Below are 15,337 nucleotides of genomic sequence, written 5' to 3' on the forward strand. Positions count from 1 at the left end.
TTTCTGCTGTATACCGGCTTTTTATTCATGGTTTAATGATTGAATATAGGCTTTGAAATGCTCTATCTAAATACAAAAAAGCCTTGCAAAATTTGCAAGGCTTTTTTGTGTGCTCCATACATGTATGGAGACGGCGGGAGTCGAACCCGCGTCCAAAGATAACGGCACCTGAGCGTCTACGGGTGTAGCTATGCTATTTGAGTCTCGCCGGTCCATCTGCCGCACAGCAGGCGTTTGGATCGGCCAGTCTGATTAGTCTCTTCTGTCATCCCCAGACGGAGGAATCGAGCGTAGTCCGCTGAAAGTGGGCCCCTTACCCGACTGCACGGACAACAGCGGGAGGAGCACAGGCTAACCTAAAGTTAATTAGGCAGCTTGTAGTTGTGTTTGTTGTTTGCCAGTTATTATAGGCAAGTGCGTTTTGACAGAGCCGACCCTCTGACCCGCAGCCCAGGCTCGAACTACCCCTGTCGAATCCGTAACGTCCCCGTTAGGAAAAGCTGTTCTTTACATCAGAACATCGCTTGAAGGTATCGTTCGAAGCAAGATTGCTTCATTGTGACAGAATCTATTATAACATAAATAGATTAGCTTCTCAACCTTTTTGACGATCACGGAAAGCACGATCCATATCGCGTTTTGCTTCTTTTTGCTTCAGATCTTCACGCTTGTCATATTTCTTTTTCCCTCTTGCAAGTCCGATCAACAGCTTGGCATAACCATCTTTTAAATAAAGCTTTAATGGAACAATGGAATAGCCCGCTTCTTTTGTTTCACCGATGAGTGTATTAATTTGCTTCCGATGCAAAAGAAGCTTTCTCGTGCGGAGCGGTTCATGATTATGGATATTTCCTTGCTCGTATGGGCTGATGTGCATGTTGTGAACAAATAGTTCGCCGTTCCGAATGCGGGCGAATGAATCTTTTAAATTCACACGTCCCGCACGGATTGCTTTAATTTCTGTTCCTAACAGCACCAAGCCTGCTTCGTACGTTTCTTCGATAAAGTAATCGTGGCGCGCTTTTTTATTTTGCGCGAGCACTTTTCCTTCTCCTTTTGGCATTGGTGGGTCCTCACTTTCTTACTTGCGCTTCTTTTTCTTCGGAATTCCTTCGTAAAACTTTCGGTTTTTCTTTTTCTTTTGCGGCTGGTTTGACCATTCGCCGCTGCCCTCTTTTATATCCGGACGTGCTGGTTTTTTCGACGGCGTGTCATCTTTTTTTAACAATTGTGCTTTTTTACCGCGGCTGCGCGGTTTTTTTTCGGCTGCTCCGTCCATGCGTTTTGGACGCTGGCGCTGCTTTATCATGCCCACAATTTCAAAATCAACCGACTGCTCTTCTTTATTGACATCGCGGACACGCACCGTGATTTCATCACCAATTCGGAATACATTGCCGGTCCGTTCGCCAATCATCGCAAAATGCCGTTCATCATAACGGTAATAATCATCCGTCAGATACGAAACGTGGACAAGTCCTTCAATCGTATTCTCAAGCGCAACAAACATCCCAAAGTTTGTCACTGAGCTAATGACACCATCGTACTCTTCGCCAATTTTATCAAGCATATATTCCGCTTTTTTCAGTTCGTCTGTATCCCGCTCCGCCTCGACTGCACGGCGCTCCATGCTTGACGTATGATCAGCGATTTCCGGAAGGCGCGCATCCCATTTTGCTTGTGTCGGCTGAGTGAGATCCCCATTAACTAAATACGTACGGATCAGTCTATGAACGATTAAATCCGGGTACCGGCGGATTGGCGAGGTAAAATGCGTATAAAACTCGGCAGCCAAACCAAAATGACCTAAGCTGTCTGCGTTATATTTCGCCTGCTGCATTGATCGAAGCATGACAGTTGAAATAACTGTTTCTTCCGGTGTGTCTTTTACATTTTCAATAATTTCCTGTAAGGCCCGCGGGTGAACAGAATTCGCTGTTCCCTTTACGTTCAAGCCGAAATTCGTTAAAAACTCAAAAAAGCGCTGTAATTTGTCTTCTTTCGGGTCTTCGTGAATCCGATAAATAAATGGAACATCCATCCTATGAAAATGCTCAGCAATCGTTTCATTCGCCGCTAACATAAATTCTTCGATGAGCTTTTCCCCAACAGAACGTTCACGAATAACAACATCAGTTGGATGCCCTTCTTCGTCGACAATAACTTTTGCTTCTTTGAAGTCAAAATCAATCGCACCCCGGTCAAACCGTTTTTGACGCAAAACCGCTGCCAACTCTTCCATTCGTTCAAATAATGGCACGAGCGGCTCGTATTTCGCACGCAATTCTTCATCTTTATCGTTTAAAATTTTATTTATATCTGAATATGTCATACGTTCCGTTGTCCGAATGACACTGTCAAAAATTTCATGGTTGACGACTTCGCCCGACCCATTAATTTCCATTTCACACGACAGTGTTAAGCGATCCACTTTTGGGTTCAATGAACAAATGCCATTTGACAAACGATGCGGAATCATCGGAATTACCCGGTCAACTAAATAAACACTCGTCCCACGTTCATATGCTTCCCGGTCAATCGGGGAGTTTTCCGTTACGTAATGGCTAACGTCGGCAATATGAACACCGAGCTTGTAGTTGCCATTTTCAAGCTTTGTCACTGTTACCGCATCATCCAAATCTTTTGCATCTGCACCATCAATGGTCACGATTACTTCCTCGCGAAGATCGCGGCGGTTTTGAATGTCTTTCGGATCGATTTGATCCGGCACGGCGTTGGCTTGTTCAAGCACATCATCCGGAAACTCCTGTGGCAGGCCATGCTTGTAAATGATCGACATAATGTCGACACCGGGATCATTTTTATGCCCGATAATTTCTTTTACTTCGCCTTCCGCTGCCTGTCTTCCTTCCGGCCAGCGCGTAATGTGGACAACCACTTTATGCCCGTCGATCGCGCCGGCTGTTTTTTCTATCGGAATAAAAATATCGGCTGTAAATTTTTTGTCGTCCGTTTCCACAAAACCAAAGCTTTTTTTATCGACAAACGTGCCGACCACCTCTGTTTGACCGCGTTCTAATATACGGACGACCGTGCCTTCACGACGCGTTCCGCTTTCGTCTTCTTTCGTGACACGCACAAGGGCAACGTCACCATTCAGCGCGCCATTTGTTTCATGTGGTGGAATGAATACGTCGTCCATATCCTTCTCATCCGGCAGCAAAAACGCAAAACCTTTTGCATGGCCGGAAATTTTTCCGCGTACAAGGTTCATTTTTTCAGGCAGACCGTACCGATTTGCCCGCGTCCGGACGACAAGACCGCGTTCTTCCATGTAGACGAGTGACTTAACAAAATCCCGGAATCCTTCTGATCCTTCAATGCCGAGTACTTCTTCAAGCTCCTGTACCGTCATCGGCTTATACGATTCTTCTTTCATATACGTCAATAATCGTTCAACGATTTTCTCTATGTGCTGGTCCATTATGACCCGCCTCCTTTTGCCAAGGTTACACCGTCCAGTCAAGCTGTTCAAGAAATGTGAGAATGTCTGCGTGCAGCTGCTCTTTTTCTTTATCAAGTGTAATGACATGGCCGGATTGTTCGTACCATTTCAATTGTTTCTCATCTGTTTCGACATTTTCAAAAATAATGTTGGCGCTGTTCGTGTCAATCATTTGATCCTGGCGTGCCTGAACAACAAATACAGGCGCATAAATGTGGTCAATGTGACTGCGGACATCCTGTACAAGGTCGCGGAGCGCATGCAGCGTATTCATCGGTGTTTGTTTAAACGCTTCTATTTCTTTTTCAATAACATCAGCGGATTTCCCTTCAAATTTCTTAAATCCACGTGCATATTCCACTACCCCGTTGTACATCGTCTGCTCGTCTTTCATCGACATGGGGGCACACATTGGAATAATACCCTTTACAGGTTTAGTATAACCGAGTTTCAGCCCAAAAACACCGCCAAGCGACAACCCGCATACCGCAATTTCTTCATAGCCGAGATCGATGAGGTGATTGTAGCCGTCCTGCACATCTTTCCACCAATCTTCAGGACCGGTTTTGACCAATTCTTCCGGCGGAACCGCATGCCCTTTATAGTGAGGCGCATGTGATGTATATCCATTTTTCTCAAGAAAGCGCCCAATCATGCGCACATCGGATGAATTTCCGGTAAAGCCATGCAAAAGCAGCACGGCCCGCTTTCCTGCTTCAAATGTAAATGGTTGTGGCAGTGTTAATTTCAAGTTGATCGATCCTTTCTTTTTTCTGTTAAGAGCCTTACAGGCACAAAAAAAGGCGATTCAGCCGAATCGCCTTTTTTATTACAAATCAAAATAAGAGAGTGCAATGGTTAAAACGAAAAACAATACGGACAGGACGACCGTTATGCGGTGCAGCACAAGATCAATGCCGCGCGCTTTCTGTTTCCCGAATAATTGCTCTGCACCGCCGGAAATAGCGCCGGAAAGTCCCGTGCTTTTCCCAGATTGCAGCAAAACGACCGCAATAAGCGAAATCGTCACAATCACGAGCAGTACGATAAGCACTGTATGCAACATGTGGTTTACCTCCATTAAAGACGAACATATAGATGACTGTATTATAACATACTTTTCCTGCCTGCGCAAAAAAAGCCCGGCGGCCGCCGGGCTTCAGATGCATCATTATTTTTTCAAGTTGTAGAACGTGTCGTTGCCAAGGTATTGTGCAAGTTCAGCCAAATTGTCTTCGATACGAAGAAGCTGATTGTATTTCGCCACACGGTCCGTACGCGACGGAGCACCTGTTTTGATTTGTCCAGCGTTTGTTGCAACTGCGATGTCTGCAATTGTTGCATCTTCTGTTTCACCTGAACGGTGAGAGATAACCGCTGTGTAGCCTGCACGTTTTGCCATTTCGATCGCATCGAAGGTTTCTGTCAATGTACCGATTTGGTTTACTTTGATTAGGATTGAGTTTCCTACGCCGTTTTTAATGCCTTCAGACAATTTTTTTGTGTTTGTAACGAACAAGTCATCACCAACAAGCTGAACACGATCGCCAAGACGTTCTGTCAACAATTTGTGGCCATCCCAGTCGTTTTCGTCCAAACCGTCTTCAATTGAGATGATTGGGTATTTGTTAGCCATTTCTTCGTACCAGTCAACCATTTCAGCTGAAGTTTTTACAACGCCTTCGCCTGAAAGATGGTATTTGCCGTCTTCTTTGTTGTAGAACTCTGAAGATGCGGCATCCATTGCCAATTTCACTTCTTCACCTGGCTTGTAGCCAGCACGCTCAATTGCTTCGATAATTGTTTGAAGAGCTTCTTCATTTGAACCAAGGTTTGGTGCAAATCCGCCTTCGTCACCCACTGCTGTGTTCAAGCCTTTTGCCTGAAGAACTGCTTTCAAATTGTGGAAAATTTCCGCTCCCATGCGAAGCGCTTCTTTGAATGTAGCTGCACCTACAGGCATAACCATGAATTCTTGAATATCAACGTTGTTATCCGCATGCTCGCCGCCGTTTACAATGTTCATCATTGGAACTGGAAGCTGCTTGCCGTTTACACCGCCAAGATATTCATAAAGGTAGACGCCGTGGTAATCTGCAGCTGCATGTGCAACAGCCATTGACACACCAAGAATTGCGTTTGCACCGAGTTTCCCTTTGTTTTCTGTACCGTCAAGCTCGATCATTTCTTTGTCGATGCCGATTTGATCTGTTACAACGAAGCTGCCAACGATTTCCGGTGCGATTACTTCGTTTACATTTTTCACAGCCTGCTCGACACCTTTGCCAAGATAGCGGCTTTTATCGCCATCACGAAGCTCAACTGCTTCATGTTCGCCTGTTGAAGCACCTGATGGAACCATTGCGCGTCCGAATGCACCGGACTCTGTATATACCTCTACTTCGATTGTTGGATTTCCGCGTGAATCAAGTACTTCGCGTGCATAAATGTCTGTAATTACTGGCATAGTTTTGTCTCTCCCTTATTGTTGGATTAATGTTTTTCCAGTCATTTCAACTGGCAGTTCTACGTTCAATAGATCAAGAATCGTCGGTGCCAAGTCGCCCAAAATACCGCCCTCACGCAGTGTTACGCCCTCTTTTGTGACTATCACTGGTACTGGGTTTGTCGTATGAGCTGTCATCGGATTTCCCTCAATTGTTGTGACTTCATCAGCATTGCCATGATCGGCTGTAATGATCGCTGTTCCGCCTTTTGACAAAATTAAGTCTACTACCCGCCCGAGGCATTCATCAACTGTTTCAATCGCTTTAATGGTCGGTTCCAGCATTCCAGAATGGCCTACCATGTCCGGATTAGCAAAGTTTAAGATGATTGCATCCTGCTTGTCGCCTTCGATTTCCGCAAGTAACGCGTCCGTTACTTCATATGCGCTCATTTCCGGCTGCAAATCATACGTTGCTACTTTCGGCGAGTTGACCAAAATGCGTTTCTCACCTGGAAACTCTCCTTCACGTCCGCCGCTCATAAAGAACGTAACATGTGGGTATTTCTCTGTTTCTGCAATACGGAGCTGACGAAGGTTGTTGTTAGCCAATACTTCTCCGACAGTATTTGATAAATCTGTTTTGTTATACGCGATGACACCTTTCACTGTTTCCGAATAAGGTGTCATGCAAACGAAGAACAAGTTTTTCGGACGGAACTCGCCGCGATCAAATCCCATGAAGTCTTCGTTTGTAAAGACATTTGCCAACTGAATGGCCCGGTCCGGACGGAAGTTAAAGAAAATAACCGCGTCGTTATCCTGTACTTTTGCAACAGGAAGACCTTCTTTATTCGTAATAACGGTTGGAACAAAAAACTCATCATACACACCGGTTGCATACGATGCTTCCAGTGCTTCTAACGGATCATGAAACTTCGGTGCGTCGTTTTGCGCAATTGCGCTGTATGCTTTTTCAACACGGTCCCAGCGGTTGTCGCGGTCCATCGCATAGTAGCGTCCGGAAATTGTCGCAAACTGTCCGACACCAAGCTCATCCATTTTTGCCTGCACATCTTCAATGTAGCTCTTTGCTGTTTTCGGTCCAACATCACGTCCATCGAGAAACGCGTGAACGTATACCTTTTCAAGGCCTTGATTCTTCGCAAATTGGAGCAAGGCTTTTAAATGCTCAATATGGCTATGTACGCCCCCATCCGACAGCAGGCCGAACAAGTGCAAAGCCGTTCCATTTGCTTTCGCGTGAGCAGCAGCTTTTAAAAATTGTTCGTTATCAAAAAATTCACCATCACGAATCGCAATGTTAATACGTGTTAAGCTTTGATACACAATACGGCCGGCGCCGATGTTCATATGGCCGACTTCCGAATTGCCCATCTGCCCGTCTGGCAAACCGACTGCTTCCCCGCTTGCTATGAGCTGAGAATGCGGAAATTGATTCCAGTAACGGTCGAAATTTGGCTTATTTGCCTGCGCGACCGCATTTCCGCTCGTTTCAGCCCGGCAGGCGAACCCGTCGAGAATAATGAGCGCAACCGGTCCTTTAGCCATTGTTGACAGCCTCCAAAAGTGCAAGGTACGATGCTGCATCCAAGCTTGCGCCGCCGACAAGTGCACCGTCGATGTCTGGCTGAGCCATGTATTCTGCAATGTTTTCAGGTTTTACACTGCCGCCGTATTGAACACGGACAGAATCAGCTGCTTTGTCTGAATAAAGACCGCGAACTGTTTCACGAATTTCTGCACATACTTCGTTTGCATCGTTTGATGAAGACGATTTGCCTGTTCCAATCGCCCAAATTGGCTCATAAGCGATAACAGAATTGCTTACCTGCTCTTCAGACAAGCCTTCAAGTGCCGCTTTAATTTGGCCGGCAACGAATGCGTTCGTTTCGCCCGCTTCACGCTGTTCCAATGTTTCACCGCAGCAAATGATCGGTGTCATGCCATGATTGAAAATGGCTTTCGCTTTTTTGTTAACCGACTCGTCTGTTTCGTTAAATAATTCGCGGCGTTCTGAATGACCTATAATCACATATTCTACACCAAGATCGGACAATGATTTCGGGCTTGTTTCGCCTGTGAATGCACCGTTGTCTTCAAAGTGAGCATTTTGAGCGCTGATTTTCAATTCTGTTCCTTTTGCCGCTTCAACGAGCTGGCCAAGGAATAGTGCCGGTGCACCGATTACGCTGTCGACTTTCTCTGAAGATGGTACTCTTCCTTTTACATCGTTTGCGAATTCAAGTGCTTCGCCAAGCGTTTTATTCATTTTCCAGTTTCCTGCAATAATTGGTTTACGCATGAAAAAATCTCCCTTCAACTCTATAAATTACTTGTCGTCCAGTGCTGTTACGCCCGGAAGTTCTTTGCCTTCCATAAACTCAAGACTTGCACCGCCGCCAGTCGAAATGTGACTCATTTTGTCTGCCAGGTTAAATTTCTCAACAGCTGCCGCTGAATCGCCGCCGCCGATGACAGAATATGCACCTGAATCAGCCAGTGCCTGTGCGACACCTTTTGTGCCGTTTGCGAACTTATCTAGTTCAAATACACCCATTGGGCCATTCCAGATCACAAGCTTCGAATTTTTAATTGTTTCTGCGTACAATTCGATTGTTTTCGGACCAATATCAAGTGCTTCCCAGTCAGCCGGGATTTCATTGATTGGCACAATTTTTGTATTGGCATGCTCGCCAAAATCGTCTGCTACTGTGACATCAACTGGCATTAAAAATTTAACGCCTTTGTCTTCGGCTTTTTTCATAAATTGCTTAGCAAGATCAATTTTATCTTCTTCAAGAAGTGATTTACCGACTTCATGGCCAAGAGCTTTTACAAATGTGTACGCAAGTCCGCCGCCAATGATTAAGTTATCTACTTTATCAAGAAGATAGTCGATTACACCGATTTTATCTTTTACTTTCGCACCGCCGATAATGGCCGTGAAAGGACGTTCCGGATTAGACAATGCTTTACCGAGTACATCCAATTCTTTTTGCACTAAAAATCCGGATGCCGATGGAAGAAACTTCGCAATCCCTTCTGTTGATGCATGCGCACGGTGAGCTGCACCGAATGCATCATTAACATATACATCAGCAAGTGACGCGAATTCTTTCGCAAGCTTTTCGTCGTTTTTTTCTTCGCCCGGATAAAAACGAACGTTTTCAAGAAGAAGAACGCCGCCTTCATTTAATTCGGCAATTGCACCTTTAACACTTTCACCATAGGCTTCATCTGTTTTCGTAACCGACTGGCCTAGCAGTTTTTCTAAACGCTTGCCCGCAGCTGTCAAACGCATTTCTTCATTTACTTCGCCTTTTGGACGGCCAAGGTGGCTTGCTAAAATCACTTTCGCGCCTTGCTCAGACAAATATTGAATCGTTGGAAGTGCTGCGCGGATGCGTGTATCATCCGTCACTTCCCCATCTTTCATCGGCACATTGAAATCAACACGGCAAAAAACGCGTTTCCCTTTCAAATCCAGATCTTTAATCGTTTTCTTGTTCATGTAAAAGACCTCCATATCGTTAGTTGAAAAGCGGAAGCGGCTTGCCCAGGCTCGACAAGCACAAGGGGCAGATCAAAAGCTAAAAGCGCGACGTCCTGTCGCAACGCTTTCGTGACCTACATCCTCTAGCCCTAGAGCCTAGCCGCTGCAGCTAGACACAAATGAAAAGCGGAGGGCGTTTGTTTAGAGGCGACAGGCACAAGAGTCGGAACACAAGCTAAAAACGCGACGTCCTGTCGCAATGCTTTCGTGACCTGCATCCTGCAGCCCCTGAGCCTCTAACGCCCACAGCCAGACATAATGGAACAGACAAAAAAAGGGGAGCAGGGATTGTATCCCGCTCCCCGTTTCACCTTTTCATTATAGATGGTGAACTGTTGATTTCCAAGTTATAGCCTGAAAAACAGCGTGTTTTTAATTAAAGACCTTTTGCTGCGATGTATTGAACAAGGTCAACAACGCGGTTTGAATAGCCATTCTCATTATCATACCAAGAAAGAACTTTTACCATGTTGCCTTCCATTACCATTGTCGAAAGAGCATCGATCGTTGAAGAAGCTGTTGTGCCGTTGTAGTCAGTTGATACAAGCGGAAGCTCAGTGTAAGCAAGAATGCCTTTCATATCGCCTTCTGATGCTGCTTTGAAAGATGCATTGATTTGCTCAGCTGTTACATTCTCTTTAAGTTCAACAACAAGGTCAACAACAGATACGTTTGGTGTTGGAACACGCATTGCCATACCATTCAATTTGCCTTTTAGTTCAGGAAGCACTAGAGAAACGGCTTTCGCTGCACCAGTTGAAGTTGGGATGATGTTTTCTGCTGCTGCACGTGCACGACGGTAGTCAGAGTGCGGCAAGTCAAGAATTTGCTGGTCATTTGTGTAAGAGTGAACAGTTGTCATCATACCACGTACGATGCCATACTCGTCGTTCAATACTTTTGCAAATGGAGCCAGGCAGTTTGTTGTACAAGATGCATTTGAGATAACCTGGTGGTTGGCTGCATCGTATTTATCTTCATTAACACCCATAACAATTGTGATATCTTCATCAGATGCAGGAGCAGAGATGATGACTTTTTTCGCGCCGCCTTCAAGATGTTTCGCAGCGTCTGCACGTTTTGTGAAACGGCCAGTTGATTCAACAACTACTTCAGCTCCGTTTGCTCCCCAAGGAATTTGCGCTGGATCGCGTTCAGCTGTTACTTTTACGCGTTCGCCGTTTACAACGATTGTATCGCCGTCAACTGTTACATCTGCGTCAAGTGTGCCGTGAACTGTATCGTATTTCAAAAGGTGTGCAAGCATGTTTGCATCTGTAAGGTCGTTGATTGCTACAACATCAACTTCCGGATTTTTAAGTGCTGCGCGGAATACGTTACGTCCAATACGTCCAAAACCATTAATACCAATTTTTACTGTCATGAGTGTTTCCTCCTTGAAATTGTTTATCAAACCGTCAGTCCATTTTGAACTGCCGGATGTTCGCGTTGTTATTGTGCTTCAAGTAATTCCCGTGCGGCTGCTTCATCTGTCACAAGAATATCAAGCTTCGGTGACCCGTTTAAATAAGAACGAATCGCTTTCCCTTTTGATGCACCGCCTGCTGCCGCAATGACGACTTTTGCATGCTGTAAATCTTCCAGTTTCAAGCCGATTGTCGATAATTTTTGAATCACTTCGCCTTCCTTGTTGAAATAGTAGCCAAATGCTTCTGCTACCGCTTCACTTTGTTCCAGCAATGAAAGTTCCGCTTCAGGTGTTTTTCGGCGTTTCGCCATCGAAATCGCATTCCCGACACCATGAAGCACGATGTCTGCCGATTGGATCATACTGACAGCTTCTTGGATGGCCGGCTCTTGAAGAAGGGATTCGCGTACATCCGGGCTAATTCGCTCCGGTGCGTACAAAACACGGTGCGTGCCATTTGTATTGTGTGCCATTAATGCGGCGACGGTATTTGCTTCATTGCGGACGTCGTCGCCAATTCCGCCTCGTGCCGGCACAAATAATACGTGTTTTCCTTCTGCAAAATCCGGTTTCATCGTCCGTGCCGCTTCCGCCATTGTTGAGCCGCCTGTCACAGCGATGATAGTCTTTCCGCTAAGATGGCTCTTTATGCGGCTTGCGCACGCTTCACCGATTGCTTTTTTCACGAATGCCGATTCATCACAATTACCAGGGATAATAACAGCTTCTGATAGGTTGTAGCGAGCCTTTAGTTCTTCCACCATTGAATCAATGCCTTTTAATTCAAGCATTAACTCTTCCAGCTCTCTCACCACATCCATACCCGTTTCCGTTAGTTTCATGCCTGATGCGCTAAAATCGAGCAATCCGCGTTCTTTTAAAAACTCCGCTTCGCTTCTAACAACGCGCTCTGTCATGCTCAGTGACTGGGCAAGTGTACGTCTTCCTGCCGTCCCGGCAATCCTGACCGCTTGCAAAAGGCGATAGCGTTTTTGCATGATGTCAAGCAGGTCCGGTACGAGCTGCTGTTGAATATTTAAAATCGGTTTCATATCCCGCGCTCCTCTTCGGTCTTTTGGGTTTAATTTCGTCCCAAGCAAAACATTAAACGTCCCACCTGGTCGAAAAAAATTTTTCCCTGCTTACAAATTCATTGTAGCAGGGCGTTATTTAAAAATCAACGAAAAGAGACCGTTATTTTTTAAATTATTTGTTAACTTTTTGTTTAAGTTTCATGAAGATGGATACATAATCAGCGCGGCCATACGCGATCATTTCCCCAGCCGCTTCTACAACAGGAATCATTAATCCGTATTTCTCAGTCCACTCATCATTCTCTTCAATATTCCGCTCAAGTACCGTCAGGCTGAACTCTTCAGCAACCATGCCTACAACTGCTTTTGCTTCGTCACATAAGTGACAGCCCGGTCTTGTGTAAAAATAAACGTCCATTTTTTCTCCTTCATTCATACCGTTTTCGCTTTGATGAAGACGGGATGTTTAATTGTTCCCTGTATTTTGCGACCGTTCTTCTTGAAACGGCCATCCCTTTTTCAAGAAGCACAGAACAAATTGCCTGATCCGATAGCGGCTTCCGTTTATCTTCCGCTGAGACGAGCGTTTGAATACAGATTTTTACTTGATTCGAGGAAGTTGCTTCGCCTGTTTCTTGTGAAGCGGTCATGCCAGATGGGAAAAAGGATTTTAATTCATACATGCCATACGGCGTCTGCATATATTTTCCACGCACTGTCCGGCTTACTGTGGACTCATGAATGGATAACTCATCCGCGATTTCCTTCATCGTCAGCGGCTGCAGCGAGCCCGGTCCATAAAAGAAAAAGCTGCGCTGCTTTTCAACGATTTTCAAGCCGACGCGCTGAATCGTTTGCTGGCGCTGCTCAAGACTTCTCATCAGCCATTGGTAATCTTTTTCTTTTTCTTTCACGAAACGCTTCACTTCTTTATCGGCATACGAAGCCATTTCATTAAAGTACTTCTTTTCAAATACCACTTTTGGCAAATCCTCATCAAGCAAGTGCACTTCGATAAAATCCCCTGCAAGCGTCACTGACACGTCAGGAAGCACATAGCAGGAAGAGCTATGCTGAAACGAAGCACCTGGTTTCGGATTTAACGTTTTAATAAAATCAGCTGCCTGCTGAATCTCTTTCAGCTCAACACCCAGTTGTTTCGCGAGCGGCTTCCACGTTTTATTGGCAAATTCGGTAAAATGATGGCGAAGAATGACTTCTGCTAAAAACGGGGCGTCCAAACGCCGCTCAACCTGCAAAATCAGACATTCCTGCAAGTCAAAAGCGCCAATGCCCGCCGGCTCCATCCACTTGATCATATTCATGACTGTCCTAACCTCTGCTTCACTTTCCCTAAGCAGGCAGGCCGCTTCCGAGCTGCCAATTGTCATATAGCCATTTTCATCCATATTATTCAACAGAAAATCAAGGACGCCCTTTTGCTCGTCGGACAGTTTCTTTAACTGAAACTGAGTGTGTACGTAATCAGTTATTGTATAAGAGGAATCGGCAATATGCTCGACCCAGTTTTTGTCATCAGACGGTCTAGACACTGAATGAGAACGCTCTTTTTTATGAAGCGCTTTCAAATCAGGCGCTTCCAATTGGATAAACGGGTTTTCGACGGCTTTCGTTTCCAAAAACGCTGCCAGCTCCTGCGCCGAATATTGAAGCAGTGTAATCGCCTGGGTCAATTCCTGTGTCATGGCGAGCTTCATCGTTTGCTGCTGCCAGAGCCCCGGTTTCATCTGCATGTTCATCACATCTCCCCCTCACTGTTATTATACAGTTTGGCTTAAGAAAAGCGCAAGACGCCTGGTTATCAGCGACAAGCATAAGACGAGCACTGGCGGAGGCATTTTTTGCCTCCAGAAAGGCTTGGCTTAGAGCAAAAGCTAAGTCCGCAACTTCCTGTTGCCGCGCTTTAAAACTGCCACGTCCTGTGGCATTCGCCCGACTAGATCATCCAGATCGTCGTCGCAACGCTTTTGTGACTCACATCCTGTGAGCCCTCGAGCTGATGGCGTCTGGAGCTGGACAGCAAGAAAAAAAGACCCGCTGCCGCAGGTCTTTTCATAAATTACTTTTCTTCTTTTAGAGTCGCTTGGCTTCGCGTAATGATATTATCAACAAGACCGTACTCTTTTGCACGTTCCGCTGTCATAAAGTTGTCGCGATCTGTGTCGCGCGAAATCACCTCAAGCGGCTGGCCTGTACGCTCAGACAAGATGCCATTCAATTTTTCACGAAGGAATAAAATGCGTTTTGCGGCGATTTCAATTTCAGTCGCCTGTCCTTGCGCTCCGCCAAGCGGCTGGTGAATCATGACTTCACTGTTCGGAAGCGCATAACGTTTGCCTTTTGTACCGGCTGCAAGCAGGAATGCACCCATTGAAGCAGCCATCCCGATGCAGATTGTCTGTACGTCCGGCTTGATAAATTGCATCGTATCGTAAATCGCCATACCAGCTGTAATACTGCCGCCCGGGCTGTTAATATAAATGGAGATATCTTTTTCCGGATTTTCTGCTTCAAGAAATAAAAGCTGGGCAACGATCGAGTTCGCCACATTATCATCAATGCCGCTTCCAAGCATAATGATGCGGTCTTTCAACAAACGGGAATAAATGTCATACGCGCGCTCACCGCGGTTTGTCTGCTCAATAACTGTAGGAATTAAATTCATACTGTGGTTCCTCCTTATAAATAACTGTATTGTTTAACCATCATACAATTCATGGTCAATGAAGGTCAAACATTATGCTTTCTTCTTTGTACGTTTTCTTCTCTTTCTTGCAAAAATCCTGCTAAACAGGCCCCTTTTTCTTTCTGTGAATATTTTTTCAAATGTCTATTGCTTTTCTCTCCAGCTTCCTCTATAATTTTAAATTGTACTGTAAAGCGCATGTCCTCGTGGTGCAACGGATAGCACGCAAGCCTCCGAAGCTTGAAATGCAGGTTCGATTCCTGCCGAGGACATAATTTGATAGGATAGACGGTCTCTACGTTATTTATACGTAGGGACTTTTTTGTGTATTTTACGGTATTCCACTACTCCGCTAAAACGGCGAGGAGGCCATCCGCAATGAAAAGACCACCGCAGCACTCCGTAAACCCAGCCGCACGATCAATTCACGGCTGCGGGCATTGCGTACGTTTTTCGCCTACTGCATAAGTAAAGGCATCACGGCGTCTCATCCCGTTCAGAATATCGTTAACTTAAAAGTATGACGTGAAGTCGGAGCCACATTTAGCCGTTAGCAACTTCAGCGTTTGCTTGACACTCCTAAAACGGATACCTTTTCCGGCCTGCGTGATCTTGCCGTTAAGTTTATAAAACAATTCCAGCGCCTTGATTGACGGAATGCCGTTAATTCAAATACAT

14 protein-coding genes, 1 tRNA gene and 1 other RNA gene are annotated in these 15,337 nt (G+C 45.5%); 1 reads left to right on the plus strand and 15 read right to left on the minus strand.

Features of this window, described 5'->3' with window-relative positions; genetic code table 11:
- Positions 1 to 122: 122 nt before the first annotated feature.
- The 15 genes from ssrA to NLX67_RS01825 form a co-directional block, all read right to left on the minus strand.
- Positions 123 to 489, minus strand: a transfer-messenger RNA (tmRNA) gene (gene ssrA / locus NLX67_RS01755).
- Positions 490 to 595: 106 nt separating this feature from the next.
- A complete protein-coding gene (gene smpB, locus NLX67_RS01760; RefSeq protein ID WP_046178221.1) occupies positions 596 to 1,063 on the minus strand; it encodes an SsrA-binding protein SmpB in 468 nt (155 codons plus the stop codon).
- A gap of 18 nt (positions 1,064 to 1,081) precedes the next feature.
- Complete coding sequence (gene rnr / locus NLX67_RS01765; protein ID WP_254310133.1) at positions 1,082 to 3,445, minus strand: ribonuclease R; 2,364 nt, start codon at positions 3,443 to 3,445, stop codon at positions 1,082 to 1,084.
- Positions 3,446 to 3,470: 25 nt separating this feature from the next.
- A complete protein-coding gene (locus NLX67_RS01770; protein WP_046178219.1) occupies positions 3,471 to 4,217 on the minus strand; it encodes an alpha/beta hydrolase in 747 nt (248 codons plus the stop codon).
- Positions 4,218 to 4,295: 78 nt separating this feature from the next.
- Positions 4,296 to 4,532: a preprotein translocase subunit SecG gene (gene secG / locus NLX67_RS01775; RefSeq protein ID WP_375143337.1), complete on the minus strand. Its 237-nt coding sequence runs from the start codon at positions 4,530 to 4,532 to the stop codon at positions 4,296 to 4,298.
- Between the two features lie 105 nt (positions 4,533 to 4,637).
- Positions 4,638 to 5,933, minus strand: a complete 1,296-nt coding sequence (eno, locus tag NLX67_RS01780; RefSeq protein ID WP_046178218.1) for a phosphopyruvate hydratase — start codon at positions 5,931 to 5,933, stop codon at positions 4,638 to 4,640.
- Positions 5,934 to 5,948: 15 nt separating this feature from the next.
- Positions 5,949 to 7,484 (minus strand): 2,3-bisphosphoglycerate-independent phosphoglycerate mutase, encoded by a 1,536-nt coding sequence (gene gpmI / locus NLX67_RS01785; RefSeq protein ID WP_046178217.1) that lies wholly within the window; start codon positions 7,482 to 7,484, stop codon positions 5,949 to 5,951.
- Positions 7,477 to 8,238, minus strand: a complete 762-nt coding sequence (gene tpiA / locus NLX67_RS01790; protein ID WP_254310134.1) for a triose-phosphate isomerase — start codon at positions 8,236 to 8,238, stop codon at positions 7,477 to 7,479. Before tpiA ends, gpmI begins: the two co-directional genes overlap by 8 nt.
- 27 nt (positions 8,239 to 8,265) lie before the next feature.
- Positions 8,266 to 9,447 carry a phosphoglycerate kinase gene (locus NLX67_RS01795; RefSeq protein WP_254310135.1) on the minus strand — a complete coding sequence of 394 codons (1,182 nt, stop codon included), beginning with the start codon at positions 9,445 to 9,447 and terminating at the stop codon, positions 8,266 to 8,268.
- 418 nt (positions 9,448 to 9,865) lie between these two features.
- A complete protein-coding gene (gene gap, locus NLX67_RS01800; RefSeq protein ID WP_046178214.1) occupies positions 9,866 to 10,873 on the minus strand; it encodes a type I glyceraldehyde-3-phosphate dehydrogenase in 1,008 nt (335 codons plus the stop codon).
- 68 nt (positions 10,874 to 10,941) lie between these two features.
- Positions 10,942 to 11,970: a sugar-binding transcriptional regulator gene (locus tag NLX67_RS01805; protein ID WP_046178213.1), complete on the minus strand. Its 1,029-nt coding sequence runs from the start codon at positions 11,968 to 11,970 to the stop codon at positions 10,942 to 10,944.
- 154 nt (positions 11,971 to 12,124) lie between these two features.
- Positions 12,125 to 12,388, minus strand: a complete 264-nt coding sequence (locus NLX67_RS01810; protein ID WP_254310136.1) for a glutaredoxin family protein — start codon at positions 12,386 to 12,388, stop codon at positions 12,125 to 12,127.
- Positions 12,381 to 13,712, minus strand: coding sequence for an RNA polymerase factor sigma-54 (gene rpoN / locus NLX67_RS01815; RefSeq protein WP_254310137.1), 1,332 nt, complete (start codon positions 13,710 to 13,712; stop codon positions 12,381 to 12,383). Before rpoN ends, NLX67_RS01810 begins: the two co-directional genes overlap by 8 nt.
- A 320-nt stretch (positions 13,713 to 14,032) precedes the next feature.
- Entirely contained in the window at positions 14,033 to 14,638 is a 606-nt protein-coding gene (clpP, locus tag NLX67_RS01820; RefSeq protein ID WP_046178212.1) for an ATP-dependent Clp endopeptidase proteolytic subunit ClpP, read from the minus strand.
- A gap of 65 nt (positions 14,639 to 14,703) precedes the next feature.
- On the minus strand, positions 14,704 to 14,859 hold the full coding sequence (locus NLX67_RS01825) for a hypothetical protein (RefSeq protein ID WP_156153936.1): 156 nt from the start codon (positions 14,857 to 14,859) through the stop codon (positions 14,704 to 14,706).
- Here NLX67_RS01825 and NLX67_RS01830 point away from each other — a divergent pair.
- Positions 14,860 to 14,931 (plus strand) — tRNA-Arg (locus tag NLX67_RS01830).
- Positions 14,932 to 15,337 lie beyond the last annotated feature (406 nt).

It is taken from the genome of Domibacillus sp. A3M-37 (assembly GCF_024213455.1).
GTDB lineage: Bacteria > Bacillota > Bacilli > Bacillales > Domibacillaceae > Domibacillus > Domibacillus tundrae.